This window comes from Amycolatopsis sp. cg9 (genome assembly GCF_041346945.1).
In the GTDB taxonomy this organism is placed as follows: Bacteria; Actinomycetota; Actinomycetes; order Mycobacteriales; family Pseudonocardiaceae; genus Amycolatopsis.
This window is the reverse complement of sequence record NZ_CP166850.1, coordinates 6,548,219-6,563,723: the sequence shown is the minus strand read 5'-3', so window position 1 is coordinate 6,563,723 and position 15,505 is coordinate 6,548,219. Positions and strand designations below refer to the sequence as shown.

Below are 15,505 nucleotides of genomic sequence, written 5' to 3'. Positions count from 1 at the left end.
ACGGCACGGCGGACGTACCGGTAGCGAGTGACCATAATGGAGGAAATCCGGCTGCGGTAACCGCCGTAAGTCGTACAGCGTTCAGCCCGTCCGGCTGCCCGGAAGGACCTTTTCACCGGGAGTTCAACCGGTGGTCGGCTACTGTCGGTCCATGGTCACGGTCCCTGCGCGACGGGTGTCGGTCGCGATCTCGCTCAGCGGTCTGGCCGCGCTGGCGATCGGCGCCGGCCTGGTGCTGTTGCTGCAGGTCATCCCGCCGACCGACGCGATCAGCCCGACCCGCCGCACGATCAGCGAGTACGGCTTGTCGGACCACAAGTGGGTGTTCGACCTCGCGGTGGTCCTGGTCGCCCTCGGCTCGGCCGCGGGCCTGGCGGTGCTGGGCAGGCAGCGCCGGCTCCCCGCACCCGCGGCGATCTTGGGTACATTGTGGACGGTCGGGTTGCTGGTCATCGTGGCGTTCCCGAAGCCGGACTGGGCCACGGTCTCCCGCGCCGACTTCGGCGGGACGCTGCACCGGATCGCGAGCGTGGTGGCGTTCGTGGCGTTGCCACTGGCGGTGCTGGTGGCGGCGCGGGCGGCGTTCCCCGCGTCACCGGGACGGCGCCGGCTGGCGCGCGTGCTGGCGATCCTGTCCCTGGGCTGGTTCGCGGTGATCCTGGGCGCGGTGGTGGTGGCCGCGACCGAGGGCGGCCGGTGGTGGACGCTGATCCCGCTCGGGCTGGTGGAACGCGGGATGGCGCTGACGGAGCTGCTCGCGCTGGGCGTGCTGCTGGCGCCGGTCAGGTCCGGACAACCCGGTTAGAACTGCGGCTCCACGGTGTTCACCAGCCGCGGATCCGGCTCCCCGCCCGACATCTTCAGGAACCCCCGCGCGACCCGCGCCAGCAGCAGCCAGTTCTTCGGCTTCTTCTTGTCCACCCCGCCGACCAGCTGCTTGAGCATCGACAGCGTGTCGAAGTAGATCCGCTCGCAGACCAGCTTTTCCTCCGCGTCGAACACGAAGTAAGCCGTCATCCGCACCCGGAACCGCGAACCCGTCGCCGGGACCGGGCCCAGCGGACCGAGGTGCGTACCCAGCAGCCAGAACTCCACGACGACCGCGTCCGCGCTGTGGCGCAGCGCGATCAGCTCGTGGTGCTGGTCGGGGAACGCCGTGCGCGTGTCGTGGTAGTAGCCGCGGACCGCGTCGTCGCCGTCGTGGACCGTCATCGTCGCGATGACCTCGTAGTGCGGGTGCGGGAACGTCGACAGCGTCGCGTCCCAGTCCTGGGCGACCTCGTCGCGGAAGTGGTCGAGCACCAGCTTCTGCCGGGCCGCGAGGACCTCGGGGGCGGGGATCCGCGGCGGCATGACGACTCCTGTATCTACGGCGTAGGTATTCGACGATAACCTACACTGTAGGCACGCCGAAAGAAGGGGGAAGCCGTGCTCGAAGGAGCTCTGGCCCGCGCGAAACCCGTCGTCCGGTGGAGCCTCGGGCACGCGCTGCCCCGGACCGTGCTGCGCCGCGAGGCCAGGCGCGGGGACCTGCAAGGGCGGATGGTCGTCGCGGCCGCCGACGGGCGGGACCTGACCGGGCTGTTCGAGGAGATCCGCGCCGCCGGCCCGCTGGCGCGCACCCGGTTCGGCTGGATGACCACCACGCACGCCGCGGTCCGGGAAGTGCTCTCCAGCGACGACTTCCGCGTCGGCGTCATCGGCGCCGACGGCTCGCCGCTCGGCCGGCTGGTCGAGTGGTCGGCGGGCGAGCACCTGCACCCGGTGCGGCCGCCGTCGCTGCTCGCCGTCAACCCGCCCGAGCACACCCGCTACCGCAAGCTCGTCACCGGCGTGTTCACCGCGCGCGCCGTCGAGCAGCTGCGCGGGCGCGTGCAGGAGATCGCCGACGGCCTGCTCGACGAGCTCGACCCCGGCCGCCCGCTCGACCTCGTCGAGTCCTACTGCGGGCTGCTGCCGGTGACCGTCATCAGCGAGATCCTCGGCGTGCCGCCGTCCGACCTCGGGAAGGTGCTGGCCCTGGGCTCGGCGGCCGCGCCCAGCCTCGACCTCGGCCTGGGCTGGCGGACCTTCCGCCACGTCGAGACCGCGCTGGGCGAGTTCGACACCTGGCTCGGCGAGCACCTCGACCACCTGCGCCGGCACCCCGGCAAGGACCTGTTCAGCAAGCTCGTCGCGGCCCGGGACGACGGAGTCGGCCTCACCGAGACGGAGCTGAAGTCGACCGCGGGCCTGGTGCTGGCGGCCGGGTTCGAGACGACGGTCAACCTGCTCGGCAGCGGCATCGCACTGCTCGCCGGCGACCCCGCGCAGCTCGCCGTGCTGCGCGAACGTCCCGAGCTGTGGGGCAACGCCGTCGAAGAAGTGCTCCGCTACGACCCGCCGGTACTGCTGACCGGGCGCCTCGCGACTCGCGCGACCGAGGTCGCCGGCGTTCCGCTGCCGCGCGGCGCGCTGGTGACCACCGTGCTGGCCGGCGCGAACCGCGACCCCGGCGTGTTCGCCGACCCGGCGGTCTTCGACGTCACCCGGGAGCGGGCGCGCGACCACGTGGCGTTCGGCGCCGGCCGCCACCACTGCCTCGGCGCCTCGCTGGCGCGCATGGAGGGCGAGATCGGGTTGCGCACGATCTTCGAGCGGTTCCCCGGCCTGCGCGTGCTGCCCGGCGGCCGCCGCCGGTCGACGCGGATCCTGCGCGGCTACGAAAACCTGCCCGCGGTGCTCGCCGCGTGACGACCCGGCGCGGGCGTCCGCCCAAGGACCTCGGTGGACTGTCCCGGGACCGGATCCTGCACGAGGCACTCGCCCTGGTCGACGAAGAGGGCCTGGACGCCGTCAGCATGCGCAAGCTCGCGCGCCGGCTCGGCGTCGACCCGATGAGCCTGTACAACCACGTCGACGGCAAGGACGCGCTGCTCGACGGCGTCGCCGAGGTGCTGCTGGCCGCGATCCCGGCACCCCCGTCCGGGGACCTGCGGGAGACGATGTCCGCGCTGGCGCACGGTTTCCGGGCCGCGATGCTCGACCACCCGCGCGCGGCGCCGCTCGTGCTCACCCGCCAGCTCGCGTCGATGACGGCGCTGGCGCCGGTCGAGGCCGTGCTCGGACCGCTGCTCGCGGCGGGGTTCCCGCCGGAGCGCGCGGTGCACGGGCTGCGGGCGGTGCTGGCGTTCCTGATCGGCACGCTGATGCGGGAGGTCGAGGCCGCGCCGACGTTCAGCGGCGCCGATCCCGACGGCGCCCGCCGCCGGCTCGCGGACCTGCGGGGTTCCGGGCTGCCCGCCGTTTCCGCGGCGGCACCGTACCTCGCGGTGTGCGACCACGAAGCGGAGTTCGAGTTCGGGCTGCGGATCCTGCTCGACGCCCTGAGCGAGCTCTAGCGGATCCGTTCGTGCAGCGCGGCCATCCGCGCGTCGAGGTCGGCCGCCGTCCTGGCCGCCGCCGACAGCTCGCCCGCGAAGTCCGGCGGGACGCTGTCGCGGTACTTGTACGACAGCTTGTGCTCGACGGCCGCCCAGAAGTCCATCGCGATGGTGCGCAGCTGCACCTCGACCTTGACCTTCTCGACGCGGTCCGACAGGAACACCGGGATGCGGACGATGAGGTGCAGGCTGCGGTAGCCGTTCGCCTTGGGTTGGGCGATGTAGTCCTTGGTGCGCAGCAGTTCGACGTCGTCCTGCGCGGTGAGCATCCGGGCGACTTCGTAGACGTCGGACACGAACGGGCACACGACGCGGATCCCGGCGATGTCGTCGAGCGCGCCGGCGGCGGACACCCAGTCGGTGCCGAGGCCGCGGCGGTGCACCTTTTCCTTGATGGCTTCGGGCCGCTTGACCCGGCTGGTGATGTGCTCGATCGGGTCGTGCTGGTGGACGAAGTCGAACTCCTCGCTGAGGATCCGCAGCTTCGTCATCAGCTCTTCGATGGCGAACTTGTACATCAGGAGGAACCGCGGGAGCTGCCCGGCGACGGCGAGCTCGTCGGCTGCCTCACGCAGGGAAGCGTCCTCGGCCGCCGGGTCGGTGGTCACTGAAGCCTCGTGCTGTCGTCGGTCGCTTGCGAACGCCAGGGTACTGCGCTCTGTCTGGTGAACGATCGGCGACGGGCCGGAGTTCCCGCCGGTCACCGGTTCGGGCGACCTGGCGGGCTCCGGGTGGCGGAGGGTGAGCACCGGCCCGCCACCGGTGCTCACCCTCCGGGTCTGCTACTTGCCGGCGGTCGCGGTGGCTGTGTCCGTGGCCTCGGCGGTGGCGGTTTCCGTGGCTTCGGCCTTGGCGGCTTGGGCCGCGACGCACTTTTCGGCGGCCGCGGCGGTCTGCTCGGCGGCCTGGGCGTCGGCCTTCTGGTGGGCCTTGCCCTTCTGCTCGGCGGCCATGCCCTGCTGGTCGGCCGCGGCGGCGGTCTGGTCGGCTGTGGCTTGGGCGACGCAGTCGAGGATCGCCGCGCAGTCCTGGTCGGAGACCTCGTTCTGGGCCGCCGCGTCCTGCTGGGCCGCGCCGTTCTCGTTGGCCATGCCCTGCTCGTTGGCCATGCCGTTCTCGTTCGCCATGCCCTGCTGGTCAGCCATGCCGTCCTGGGCGGCCATGCCATTCTCGTTCGCCATGCCCTGCTGCTCGGCCATGCCGTTCTGCTTGGCCGCGCCGTTCTCCTCGGCCATGTCCTGCTCGGCCATGCCGGCGGCACCGGCGGCTTGGGCTACGCACTTCTCGACCACTTCGCAGGCCTGGACGGCCGCAGCGTTCTGGTCGGCGGCGTTCTGGTCGGCGGCGTTCTGGTCGGCGGCGTTCTGCTCGTCGGCCGCCATGCCCTTCTCGGCCGCCATGCCCTTCTCGGCGGCCTTGCCCTTCTGCTTGGCCTTGCCGTTCTGACCGGCCATGCCCTGCTGCTCAGCCATGCCGTTCTCGTCGGCGGCCATGCCGTTCTCGTCGGCCTTGGCCTTCTTCCCGCCCATGCCCTTCTGCTCGGCCGCCTCGGCCTGGTCCGCTGCTCCGGTCACCGCCGCGCACTCGGCCGCGGCCGCGTTGGCCGCTACCTTGCCTTCGCATCCCGCGGCCTCGCGCCGCTGCTCGATCTGCTGGACGACTGCCTGGCGGTTGGCGATGCGGGCCGCCGATTGGGCGTCCGGGGCGGCTTGCTGGCCGGCGATGAACGTCAGGTTGTTCTGCAGCGCCGTGTCCAGACCACTGCAGTTCTCGGTCGCCGCGTTGCTCGCCGGGCTGCTCAGGGCGATCGCCGTCGCGGTCGCCCCCGCGACTCCCAGTAGCGCTACCAGCCCGATCGTCGCCGGTTTGCGGTGTCGTCCGGTACTGCGCGTGTGGGGCATCAGCCCCTCCTCTCGGGTCGCCACCTCACCCAGTCACACGGCGGAACCGGCCGAGTGGTTCACGGCGATCGAAAAACGACCCGAGAGTCCTTTGTGGACTAATCCAGCGAGGCCAGCTGCGGCACCACCGGGGCCATGGCCTCGATCCACGCCGCCGGTGCGCCCGTCGTCGGGGTGATGATCGCCGTCTGCACGCCCAGTTTCGCGTAGGCCGCCATCGAGCGGACGAAGTCGTCGCGGGTTTCCGGGGTGGGGCGCGGGTTGTTGGCCAGGATCGTCTTGCGGATCGCGGCATAGTCGCGGCCGGCGTCGTCGCAGTGGCGGCGCAGCACGTCGAGCTTGTGGGCCACGTCCTCCGGCGAGGTGCCGAACAGGTTGCACGCGTCGCCGTACTGGGCGACCAGGCGCAGCGTCTTGCGCTCGCCCGAGCCGCCGATCAGGATGTTCGGGCGGTGGAGCGGCTGCGGCGAACAAAGGGTCTCCGCCAGCTGGTAGTGCTTGCCCTCGAACGGGCCGTTGGCCGCGGGGTCCCACATCTGCCCGCAGATGCGCAGCGTTTCCTCCAGCCGTTCGAAGCGCTCGGCGACCGGCGGGAACGGCACGCCCATCCCCTGGTGCTCGCGCTCGAACCAGGCCGCGCCGATGCCGAGGGCCGCGCGGCCGCCGGAGAGGACGTCGAGGGTCGTGACGATCTTCGCGAGCAGGCCCGGGTGGCGGTAGGTCACGCCCGTGACCAGCAGGCCGAGCTCGATGCGGGACGTGTGCGCGGCCAGGTAGCCGAGCGTCGTGTAGCCCTCCAGCATGTGCGACTCGGCGGGGAGACCGGTGGGTTCGATCTGGAAGTAGTGGTCCATGAAGGACAACCAGGTCGCACCGGCCTCCTCCGCCGCGGCGCCCACCCGGGCGAGCTCGCCGGCGATGGCGGCGGGCCCGCCGTCGATGTCGAAGATGGGCAGGTGGAAGCCGAGTTCCATGGGGTGTTCTCCTGACGTGCGGTCGAAGTGACCCCACGTTAGGTCCTGGAGCGCGCTCCAGGTCAAGCTAGCTCAGCCGCGCCACCAGGTCCGTCGCGATGCGGTGTTCCACCGCGGCCGGGACCGGCTGGACACCCGGTGCCAGTCCGCCCGCCACCGCCGCCAGGCTCCGGACCTGCAGGGTCAGGCCCAGGTCCATCGCCTGGATCGAGTTGCCGGTGGCCGCGGTCAGGTTGAGCATCCGGCCCTGGTCGAGGACGACGATCTCGCGGCCGCCGGTCAGCACGTGCCCCGTGCGGCGGCCCGGCGCGCCGTACTCGACCGTGCGGACCGTGGCCGCCCGCAGCGCCGCCGCGTCGATCTCCCACGCGAAGTGCCCGACGCCCGCGATCAGCGCGCCGTCGGGCAGGACCGCGAGTTCCTCCGCGCCGACGACGCCGGGAGCGCCCGTCACCGTGAAAACCGCTTGGGCGTCAGCCAGGACTTCACCGGAAGGACCGACCCGGTGACCGTCCAAAATGGCCTCCAGCGCGCGCATCGGATCCGGTTCGCACACCGCGACGCGCGCGCCGAGGCGGGACAGCGTGTCCGCGACGCCCTTCCCGCACGGCCCGTAGCCGAGCACCGCCGCACGCATCCCCGGCACCATCAGGTTGGTGGCGTTGAGGAAACCCTGGACGACGCTCTGCCCGACGCCGAATTCGTTCTCCACCAGCAGTTTCAGCCGCGAATCGTTGATCACGACGACCGGGTGCCCGACGCGTTCCTCCCGCAGCCGGACGCCGCCGGTCGTCGTCTCCTCGGTGCCGCCGAGCCAGCCCGACGGCGGGCCGGACCGCAGCAGCGAAAGCGTCAGGTCGGCGCCGTTGTCGAGCGTGAGGTCGGGTTCGCACGCGAGCACCCGGGCGACGTTGCGGGCGTGGTCGGCCTCGTCGTCGGCCCGGCGGGTGTGCACGGCCACCCCGAGTTCCCGGAGCGCGAGAGCGACGTCGTCGTGGGTGGTGCCGGGCGAGCCGGTCAGGGTGATCTCGACGCCGGCGCGGGCGAGCAGCGTGACCAGCGCGGCCGTCTTGGGCTCGACGTGCAGGCACATCGCCAGGCGCCGCCCGGCGAGCAGGGGCGCGGCTTCCTCGACGGCGGTGGCGGTCAGCGGCATGTGCTTGAGCGCCCAGCGCACGGATGAAGACATGGTTTTCCTTACGGTTGACGACAAAAGGGTCCCGAGGGCGGGGAACCGTCAACCGTAGAAGTCACAGCGGTACGAGTGATCGCCGAAGATCGCCCGTCCGTCCACGCCGTCCAAGCTACCGCACGACGGCGAGGTCCGAAGCGGCCAGCTCGGCCCGGGTCGGGATGCCCTCCCAGTCGCCCGGCACCGTGCACACCGCCGTCCCGAGGGCGGTCGCGGTGGCCAGGCACTCGCGGACGGACCGGCCGGAAGCCAGCTCGGCCAGGTAGCCGCCGACGAAGGCGTCCCCCGCGCCGACCGTGTCGACCACCTCGACCGCCCGCGCGCCCACGTGGATCGTCTCGCCCCCGTCCCGCGCCACCGCGCCGAGCGCGCCCAGCTTGACGACGGCGGTGGCGGGTCCGTGCGAGGCCAGCCGGGTGGCCAAGGCGGACCCCTCGACGACCGTCGCCTCGTCGGAAGACGGCCAGCGGCCCTCGAGCACCAGGGTGGCTTCCGCCGGTCCCGCGAACACGAGGTCGGCGGCCGCCGCCAGCCGCGCGAGCACGGAGGCCGCCACGTCGTCGGGCCACAGCGATCGCCGGTGGTTGACGTCGAAGGACACCAGCGTGCCGTGCGCGCGGGCGACGGCGATCGCGCGCTCGACCGCCGCCAGCGGTCCGGGGCCGAGCGCCGGGGTGATGCCGGTCAGGTGCAGCACCGCCGCCGACGCGATCAGCGCCTCGTCGACGTCGTCGGGCGAGAGCCGCGAGGCCGCGCTGTCGCGGCGGTAGTAGCGCACCCGCCACGGCCGGCCGCCGCGCAACTCCTTGAGCATCATCCCGGTCGGCGCGGCCTCGTCGCGCCGCACGACGACGTCGACGCCTTCGCCGCGGATCTCCTTCACCACCAGGGCGCCGAGCGCGTCGTCGCCGACGCGGCTGATCCACGTGCACGGCACGTCGAGCCGGGCCAGCGCGATGGCGACGTTGGACTCCGCCCCGCCGATGCCGACGGCCAGTCCCGTGCCGCCGGTGATCCGGCCGGCCGGGGGCGTGGTCAGCAGCGCCATGGTTTCGCCGAGGGTGACGACCGAGCCGGTCATGGTTCTCCGATCCGGAGCAGCACCTTCCCGCTCGACCCGGCCGCGGCTTCGAGGGCTTCCCCGGCGCGGTCGATGGCGAAGGTGCGGGTGATCAGGGGGCCGACGTCGAGACCGGCGCCCAGCGCGGTCAGGGCGTCGTCGAGCTCGCCGGCGAACCGGTAGGAGCCGGTCCAGGTGATCTCGCGGGTGACCAGGTCGCCGAGCTCGGCCGGCGCGGGGCGGCCGGGCAGGTTGCCGACCTGCACGAGCGTGCCGCCGCGCGCGGTCGCCCGCAGCACGCCGCCGAGCGCGGCCGGGGCGCCGGAGGCCTCGAAGACGACCTCGACGTCGTCCGGGAGCCGGTCGCCGGCGCCGAGGTCACGCACCTCGTCGGCGCCCATCGCCCGCGCGATGGCCAGCGCGCCGGCGGAGATGTCCGCCGCGACGACCGTGCGGGCGCCCCGGTGCTTCGCGGCCGCCACGACCAGCGCGCCGATCGGGCCGGCGCCGTTGACCAGCACGTCCCGGCCGCGCACCGCACCGGCGCGGCCGACGGCGTGCAGCGCCACCGCGAGGGGCTCGGTCAGCGCGCCTTCCCGCGTGCCGACGCCGTCGGGCAGCGGCCGGACCTGCGCGGCGGGGACCACCTTGAACTCGCAGAACCCGCCGTCGGTGTGCGGGTCGAAGGCCGCCGAGCCGAAGTAGCGGACCTGCCGGTGCAGGTTGGTGCGCCCGGCGAGCCGCGCCGGCAGCGGGTCGTCCCCCACGACCCGCGCGGGGTGGACCGTGACCGGCCGGCCGTCGACGCGCCCGGCCACTTCGTGCCCCAGCACCAAGGGGTGCTTGAGCACCGCGGTGCCGGACGCGCCGTGGCGCCAGTACGCCAGGTCGGAGCCGCAGATCCCGCCCCACTCGACGGCGAGCAGGACCTCCCCCTCGCCCGGCACCGGGTCCGGGACTTCGTCGACGCGGACGTCGCCGGCGCCGTGCGCGACCACCGCCTTCACGCCGCGTCCTCCAGCCGGACCAGGTCGCGGCCGCGCATCTCCGGCGACAGGAGCGTCGCCACGAGCGTGATCAGCGAGTACCCGACGAGCATCGCCGCGACCGGCCACCAGTGCCCGGTCGCCGCGGTGAGCGTCGCGGCGACCACCGGCCCGATGGCGGTGGCGAGGATGCCGCCGATCTCCTTGGCCAGCGCGAGCTGCGTGAACCGGGTGCGGGCGCCGAACAGTTCCGCCATGGCCACGCTTTCCAGCGAGAACAGGCCGAGCACGCCGACGTTGAGCGCGATGATCATGCCGACCTCGAGCGCGAGAGTGGTGCCGCTGGTGATCAGGAACATCAGCGGGAACGCGAGCACGGCGGTCAGCAGCGTCAGCGCGATGTACACGGGACGCCGCCCGAAGCGGTCGCCGAGCATGCCGACCAGCGGCACGGTCAGGAACCCGAGCAGGGAGCCGTAGACGATCGCGGTGGTGGGCACGGACTTGCTCACCGCGAGGGTCGTCGCGACGAAGCCGACGAGGAACGTCTGCACGACGCCGGAGTTGCCCGCCTGTCCGAACCGCAGGCCCAGCGCCAGGAAGAAGGCTTTGCCCTTGCGCTGGCGCAGACCGGCTTCCAGGACACCGTGGTTCTCGAGCTCGGCCCGGGACAGCGCCACGCCGTCCACGACGTCCGGGCGCTCCTCGAACACCGGGCTCTCCTTGAGGTTCCGGCGCAGCCACACCGCGAAGACCATCAGCACGAAGCTGAGCAGGAACGGCAGCCGCCAGCCCCAGGACAGCAGCTGCTGGTCGGAAAGCACGCCGATGAGCAGCGCCCACAACGCGGACGCGGCGAGCGTGCCGGAGTTGGTGCCCAGGGAAACCAGGGAGGCGATCAGGCCGCGGCGGCGCAGCGCGACGAGCAGGATCGGCGCCAGGATGCCGACGGCCTGGTACGTCGGCAGCGCGCCGATCAGCGTCGTCGACACGCCCATCAGCGAGATGGTGATGAAGAGGACCTTCTTGCGCCCCAAGCGATCGCCCATCCGGCCGAAGTAGACGGCGCCGGCGAGGCGGGCCACGTACCCGACGCCGTAGGTGGCCATCGCGGCGATCAGCCCGATGGCGGGGCTGACGTCCGGGAAGAAGATCTTGTTGAACACGATGGCCGCGGCGAGGGAGTACAGCTGGAAGTCCATGAACTCCATGGCCGTGCCCAGCCAGCCGGACATCGCGGCCCGGACGAGGTCGCGGGTGGTGCGGTTCTGCTGCCCGGCCACCGCCGGCGGGGTTTCGGTCATCACTGTGCTCCGTTGCTCGTGATCGGTGGGGTCAGAGGTCGACACGCCCGGCTCGCAGCGCGGGCAGGTGCGCGGCGACGGCCTTCGGGAGGGGGTCGAGGCCGGGGGCACCGACCAGCCGCAGCAGCCGCCGGACGGCATCGACGTCGTCCGGGGCGCTCCAGCAGGCGGCCAGTTCGCCCGCGAGTGGGTCGGTCATGCCGGTGCGCGCGTCCGGTTCGGTGGCACGTGCCCAGGCAGCCAACGCGAGTTCCAGCAAGGGGTGGCTTCCGGCGTGGCGAAGGGTGCCGAACCAGCGTTCGGGCAGCTTCAGCGAACCGTCCGAGCCGATCTGGCTCAGCCGGTGCCGGATTCCCGGGTTCCGGAACCGCTCGACGAGCTGGTCGACGTACGGCCCGTGGTCGCCGGGCAGCACCGCCGCGGCTTCGGCGCCGAAGCCGCGGACGAACCTCTCGCCCCAGTCCGAGGCGAGGACATCGGCGATCGTCTCGTGCCCGGCCGCGGCCCCGAGGTAGGCCAAAGCCGAATGCGTTCCGTTGAGCAGCCGCAGTTTCTGCTGCTCGAACGGCGTCACGTCGGGTACGAACCGGGCGCCGTCCCACGGCGGGACCTCGGCGGCGAACGCGTCTTCGAGGACCCACTGGCGGTACGGCTCGGCGAACACCGGCACGGCGTCGTCGAGACCCAGCGCCTCGGTGGCCTTCGCGCGGTGTTCCGGGGTCGTGGCCGGGACGATCCGGTCGACCACAGTGGACGGGAACGCGACCGATTCCGCCAGCCAGGCCAGCATTTCGTCGCGCTCGGGCCCGGTCACGGATTCTCGAACGGCGCGCTCCAGCACGCGGCCGTTGCCGGTCATGTTGTCGCACGAGATCACGGTGATCGGCGCGCCGCCGCGCCGGAACCGCCCGGCGAGCCCGGCGGCGAGGGCGCCGATGACCGGGCCGCCGCGGTACCCCTTCTCCGTGATCGTGAGCGTCACGACCGTGGTGCCGGGCGACGCGAGCAGCTCGCCGACGCGCGGGGCGTCCGAGCCGAGGTGCAATGCCTCGACGATCGAGCCGATGACGCGGGTGGTCGTGTCGGTCACGGTGTAGAGGCAGTCCTGGGCGCGCAGCGCGGTGACGACGTCGGTGGAACGCGGGGCCACCGCGGCGATGCCCCACGGCGCCTCGGTGTACACGGCCTGGTGGGCGCGGTGGAACGCGCCGAGTCCGAAGTGGACGATCTTGGGCCGTACCGCCCGCGGGAGGTCCACAGTGGACGATCTGAGTCGCTTCATCGCCGTCACCAGTCGTGAACGGAGCCGTCGAGGCGGCGCGCCACCGGGAGGTAGCGCGGGTCGTACGGGAACTTCTCCGCGGCTTCGTCGTCGTAGTCGACGCCCAGGCCGGGTTCTTCGGACGGCAGCAGCATCCCGTCGGCGTAGGAGGGTCCGCCGCGGAAGACCTCCGCGGTCTCGTCGGCGTAGCCCATGTACTCCTGGATGCCGAAGTTCGGCACGGAGATGTCGACGTGCACGGCCGCGGCGAGTGTCACCGGGGAGAGGTCGGTGGCGCCGTGCGAGCCGGTGCGCACCTGGTAGAGCGCGGCGAGGTCGAAGATGCGGCGCAGGTGGCTGATGCCGCCGGCGTGCACGACGGTCGTGCGCACGTAGTCGATGAGCTGCTCGGTGATGAGGTGCTGGACGTCCCAGATGGAGCTGAGCGCCTCGCCGACGGCGATCGGCGTCGTCGTGTGGCCGCGGATCAGCCGGAAGGCCTCCTGGTTTTCCGCCGGTGTCGGGTCTTCCATCCAGAACAGGCGGCAGTCCTCGACGCTCTTGCCGAACCGGGCGGCCTCGATCGGGCTGAGCCGGTGGTGGACGTCGTGCAGCAGGTGGAAGCCGAAGCCGAAGCGCTCGCGGACTTCGCGCAGGTAGGTCGGGGCGAAGTCCAGGTAGGCCTCGGTGCTCCACGGCTGTTCGTCGGGCAGCGCGGTCGCGGCCGGCTCGTACACCTTGCCGTGCCGGACGCCGTAGCTGCCCGCGATGCCGGGGACAGCGGCCTGGGCGCGGATCGCGCGGTAGCCGAGGTCGCGGAAGCGGGCGACGTCGTCCAGCAGCGCCGGGACGTCTTCGCCGCTGGCGTGGGAGTAGACGAGCACGCCGTCGCGGGCGCGGCCGCCGAGCAGCTGGTAGACGGGCAGGCCGGCGACCTTGCCCTTGATGTCCCACAGCGCGGTGTCGACGGCGGCGATCGCGGTCATCGTCACCGGCCCGCGGCGCCAGTACGCGCCGCGGTAGAGGTACTGCCAGGTGTCCTCGATGCGCGCCGGGTCGCGGCCGATCAGCAGCGGGACGAGGTGGTCGCGCAGGTAGCTCGCGACGGCCAGCTCGCGGCCGTTGAGGGTCGCGTCGCCCAGGCCGGTCACGCCGTCGGACGTGGTGATCCGCAGCGTCACGTAGTTGCGGCCGGGCGAGGTGACGAGCACCTCCGCGCGTTCGATCGTGCTCACTGCGCCTCCTGTTCATCAGTGCTTGTATACAAGCTCCTGTCGGCTAGGATGTCAAGGTGACCGAACGGAACAAGCGCGGGACCAACCGCCGCGCGGTGTACGAAACGCTGCGGCGCAAAGTGCTGACGCTCGAGCTGCCGCCCGGCGCCGCGCTGTCGGAGAACGAGCTGGCGGCGAGCCTCGGCGTCAGCCGGACCCCGGTCCGCGAAGGCCTGATCCTGCTGTCGGACGAGGGCCTGGTCCAGGTGTTCCCGCAGATCGGCTCGTTCGTCTCGCGGGTCGACCCGCAGCGCGTCGCCGACGCGCAGTTCCTGCGCGAGGCCGTGGAGCTGGCGGCGCTCGACGACCTGCCGGCGGCGCTGGACGACGCTGTGGTCACGGACCTGCTGGCCAACCTGGAGCGGCAGCGGCACCCGGACATCGGCCTCGAGGAGTTCTTCGCCCTCGACGAGGCGTTCCACCAGGGCCTGCTGACGCTCAGCGGGCACAAGAACGCGTGGACGACGGTGGCCTCGGCCAAGGGCCACCTCGACCGCGCCCGCCGCCTCGGCCTCTACGACGCGCAGTCCCCGGCGGAGTTCGCGACGCAGCACGTGGAGATCCTCGACGCGGTCCGCGCGGGCGACATCGCGGTGGCGCGCACGGCGATGCGCCGGCACCTGCGGGCGGTCTTCGAGGACGTGGAACGGATCCGCGCCCGGTCCCCCGAGCTGTTCAGCGCGGACCCGACGTCGGTCCCGACGCGGCGCAACGTCGTCGTGTGGGAGTGAGCGGCCGGCTCAGCGCAGCGCCGCGGCGGGCTGAAGGGGACTTTCCTGGCATGTGGCGACAGGAAAGTCCCCTTCAGCTCATCAGATGCGACGAAAGTCCCCTTCAGCCCGGAAAACCGGCGGTCCGCTCGGTGACGCCGCTCAGCGCAGCGCCGCCGTGAAGAACGCCGCCACGTCCGGGGACGACGTGACCGTGACACCCGCCTGGCGCAGGTGGTCGGCGAACTCCGCCGACTTCCGGCCGCCCGCGACGAGGAACGGGGGTGCGCCCGCCGCCGGGTACGTCAGCGGGCTCGCCGCCCGGAGGGTCGCCGGGGACCGGCCCAGTGCCAGCAGTACCGACGCCCGCGTCAGGGTGTCCAGGCCGCGGAAGTCCGTGAAGTCGGCCGGGGCCGACAGCGCCGCCGCCGCGCGGACGGGGGTGCCCGGCGTGAGCGCGACGAGCGACGCCAGTGTCCCGCCCGCGCCGGTGCCCCACACCGCGATCCGGGCCGGGTCGATCGCCAGCGCGGCCGCGTTCGCCGCGAGGAAGCGGACCGCGCAGCGGGCGTCTTCGAGCGGGGCCGGCCAGCGGGCGGCCGGCGCCAGGCGGTAGTCGATCGACGCGACGGCGAACCCGCGGGCGGTCAGCTCGTCCGGCCGCGTCCCGGCCAGCAGCGCGCCCGGTCCGGCCGGCTTGCGGTTGCCCAGCAGCAGGCCGCCGCCGTGCAGGGACAGCACGACCGGCGCCGGGCCGGGGCCGGGCGGCCGGCGGAGGTCCATGGCCAGCGGGACGCCGTCCGGGTGGCAGTACTCGACCGTGGCGCCGTCGAGCAGGGCCGAGGCGCCGGTGCCGCGGATGCCGTCGCCGGCCGCCACCGCGCCCGCCGCGCCGGTCGCGACGACCAGCAGCAGGACCGGGAACAGCACGATCCACGCCGACACCCGCCGCAGCGCGGACGGCCGCGGGTGCGCCCGGCGCCGGGCCACCACCAGGAAGCCGAGCAGCGCGACGAGCTGCAGGCCGGCGGCCACGTAGTCGGTGAAGCCCACCACCGTGTCCGCCGGCTGCCAGGGATCGAGCCGGACCAGCAGCCCCAGCGGACGGCTGAGCACCCACAGGGCGAGGGCGGCGAACGCCGAGAGCGCGCCGAAGTGCGCGGTCCTGCGCGTCGGCCACCCGAGCACCGCGACGACGGCGACCACCTCGACCGCGGCGACCGCGCCGAACACCATCGCGTACAGCTGCCAGATCCGCCAGAGCGCGGGCACCGCGGCGGCCGGGATCAGCGCGCCGCCGAGACCCGCGAAAGCGGCCGTGACCAGCACCGGACCTCGCCGCAGCGGCGGCGGGACGGTCGACGGCGGGCGGTACGCGCTCCGCTGCCCGTCGACGACCTTCATGCCGCCAGTGTCACCCC

General features: G+C 72.9%; 15 protein-coding genes. 4 read left to right on the top strand and 11 right to left on the bottom strand.

Going from position 1 to position 15,505, the window contains the following annotated elements:
* The first annotated feature begins 151 nt into the window (after positions 1–151).
* Complete coding sequence (locus AB5J73_RS30515; protein ID WP_370962118.1) at positions 152–805, top strand: DUF998 domain-containing protein; 654 nt, start codon at positions 152–154, stop codon at positions 803–805.
* On the opposite strand, the gene AB5J73_RS30510 is transcribed toward AB5J73_RS30515, so the two are convergent.
* Positions 802–1,353 carry an ester cyclase gene (locus tag AB5J73_RS30510; protein ID WP_370962117.1) on the bottom strand — a complete coding sequence of 184 codons (552 nt, stop codon included), beginning with the start codon at positions 1,351–1,353 and terminating at the stop codon, positions 802–804. The two genes, AB5J73_RS30515 and AB5J73_RS30510, sit on opposite strands and share 4 nt — an antisense overlap.
* 75 nt (positions 1,354–1,428) lie before the next feature.
* On the opposite strand from AB5J73_RS30510, the gene AB5J73_RS30505 reads away from it, so the two are divergent.
* Both AB5J73_RS30505 and AB5J73_RS30500 read left to right on the top strand, forming a co-directional pair.
* Positions 1,429–2,733, top strand: a complete 1,305-nt coding sequence (locus AB5J73_RS30505; RefSeq protein ID WP_370962116.1) for a cytochrome P450 — start codon at positions 1,429–1,431, stop codon at positions 2,731–2,733.
* Positions 2,730–3,380, top strand: a complete 651-nt coding sequence (locus tag AB5J73_RS30500; protein WP_370962115.1) for a TetR/AcrR family transcriptional regulator C-terminal domain-containing protein — start codon at positions 2,730–2,732, stop codon at positions 3,378–3,380. Before AB5J73_RS30505 ends, AB5J73_RS30500 begins: the two co-directional genes overlap by 4 nt.
* On the opposite strand, the gene AB5J73_RS30495 is transcribed toward AB5J73_RS30500, so the two are convergent.
* From AB5J73_RS30495 to manD, 9 genes are all read right to left on the bottom strand, one after another.
* Positions 3,377–4,030 (bottom strand): GTP pyrophosphokinase family protein, encoded by a 654-nt coding sequence (locus AB5J73_RS30495; RefSeq protein WP_247024296.1) that lies wholly within the window; start codon positions 4,028–4,030, stop codon positions 3,377–3,379. The two genes, AB5J73_RS30500 and AB5J73_RS30495, sit on opposite strands and share 4 nt — an antisense overlap.
* Before the next feature lie 174 nt (positions 4,031–4,204).
* Entirely contained in the window at positions 4,205–5,323 is a 1,119-nt protein-coding gene (locus AB5J73_RS30490; RefSeq protein ID WP_370962114.1) for a hypothetical protein, read from the bottom strand.
* Positions 5,324–5,421: 98 nt separating this feature from the next.
* A complete protein-coding gene (locus tag AB5J73_RS30485) occupies positions 5,422–6,297 on the bottom strand; it encodes an LLM class F420-dependent oxidoreductase (RefSeq protein WP_370962113.1) in 876 nt (291 codons plus the stop codon).
* Between the two features lie 67 nt (positions 6,298–6,364).
* Entirely contained in the window at positions 6,365–7,486 is a 1,122-nt protein-coding gene (locus tag AB5J73_RS30480) for an adenosylhomocysteinase (protein WP_370962112.1), read from the bottom strand.
* 115 nt (positions 7,487–7,601) lie between these two features.
* On the bottom strand, positions 7,602–8,570 hold the full coding sequence (locus AB5J73_RS30475; protein WP_370962111.1) for a sugar kinase: 969 nt from the start codon (positions 8,568–8,570) through the stop codon (positions 7,602–7,604).
* Positions 8,567–9,556, bottom strand: coding sequence for an L-idonate 5-dehydrogenase (locus AB5J73_RS30470; RefSeq protein WP_370962110.1), 990 nt, complete (start codon positions 9,554–9,556; stop codon positions 8,567–8,569). Before AB5J73_RS30470 ends, AB5J73_RS30475 begins: the two co-directional genes overlap by 4 nt.
* Positions 9,553–10,839 carry an MFS transporter gene (locus tag AB5J73_RS30465; protein WP_370962109.1) on the bottom strand — a complete coding sequence of 429 codons (1,287 nt, stop codon included), beginning with the start codon at positions 10,837–10,839 and terminating at the stop codon, positions 9,553–9,555. Before AB5J73_RS30465 ends, AB5J73_RS30470 begins: the two co-directional genes overlap by 4 nt.
* A gap of 31 nt (positions 10,840–10,870) precedes the next feature.
* A complete protein-coding gene (locus tag AB5J73_RS30460) occupies positions 10,871–12,121 on the bottom strand; it encodes a mannitol dehydrogenase family protein (RefSeq protein WP_370962108.1) in 1,251 nt (416 codons plus the stop codon).
* A gap of 5 nt (positions 12,122–12,126) precedes the next feature.
* Positions 12,127–13,335, bottom strand: coding sequence for a D-mannonate dehydratase ManD (manD, locus tag AB5J73_RS30455; RefSeq protein WP_370962107.1), 1,209 nt, complete (start codon positions 13,333–13,335; stop codon positions 12,127–12,129).
* A 56-nt stretch (positions 13,336–13,391) separates the two neighbouring features.
* Between manD and AB5J73_RS30450 the strand changes: the two genes are divergently transcribed.
* The gene (locus tag AB5J73_RS30450; RefSeq protein ID WP_370962106.1) at positions 13,392–14,105 is read left to right on the top strand and encodes a GntR family transcriptional regulator; all 714 of its coding nucleotides are present in this window, start codon (positions 13,392–13,394) and stop codon (positions 14,103–14,105) included.
* 141 nt (positions 14,106–14,246) lie between these two features.
* Here the strand turns inward: AB5J73_RS30450 and AB5J73_RS30445 are convergent, their stop codons facing one another.
* The gene (locus AB5J73_RS30445) at positions 14,247–15,488 is read right to left on the bottom strand and encodes an alpha/beta hydrolase fold domain-containing protein (protein WP_370962105.1); all 1,242 of its coding nucleotides are present in this window, start codon (positions 15,486–15,488) and stop codon (positions 14,247–14,249) included.
* Positions 15,489–15,505: the final 17 nt, after the last annotated feature.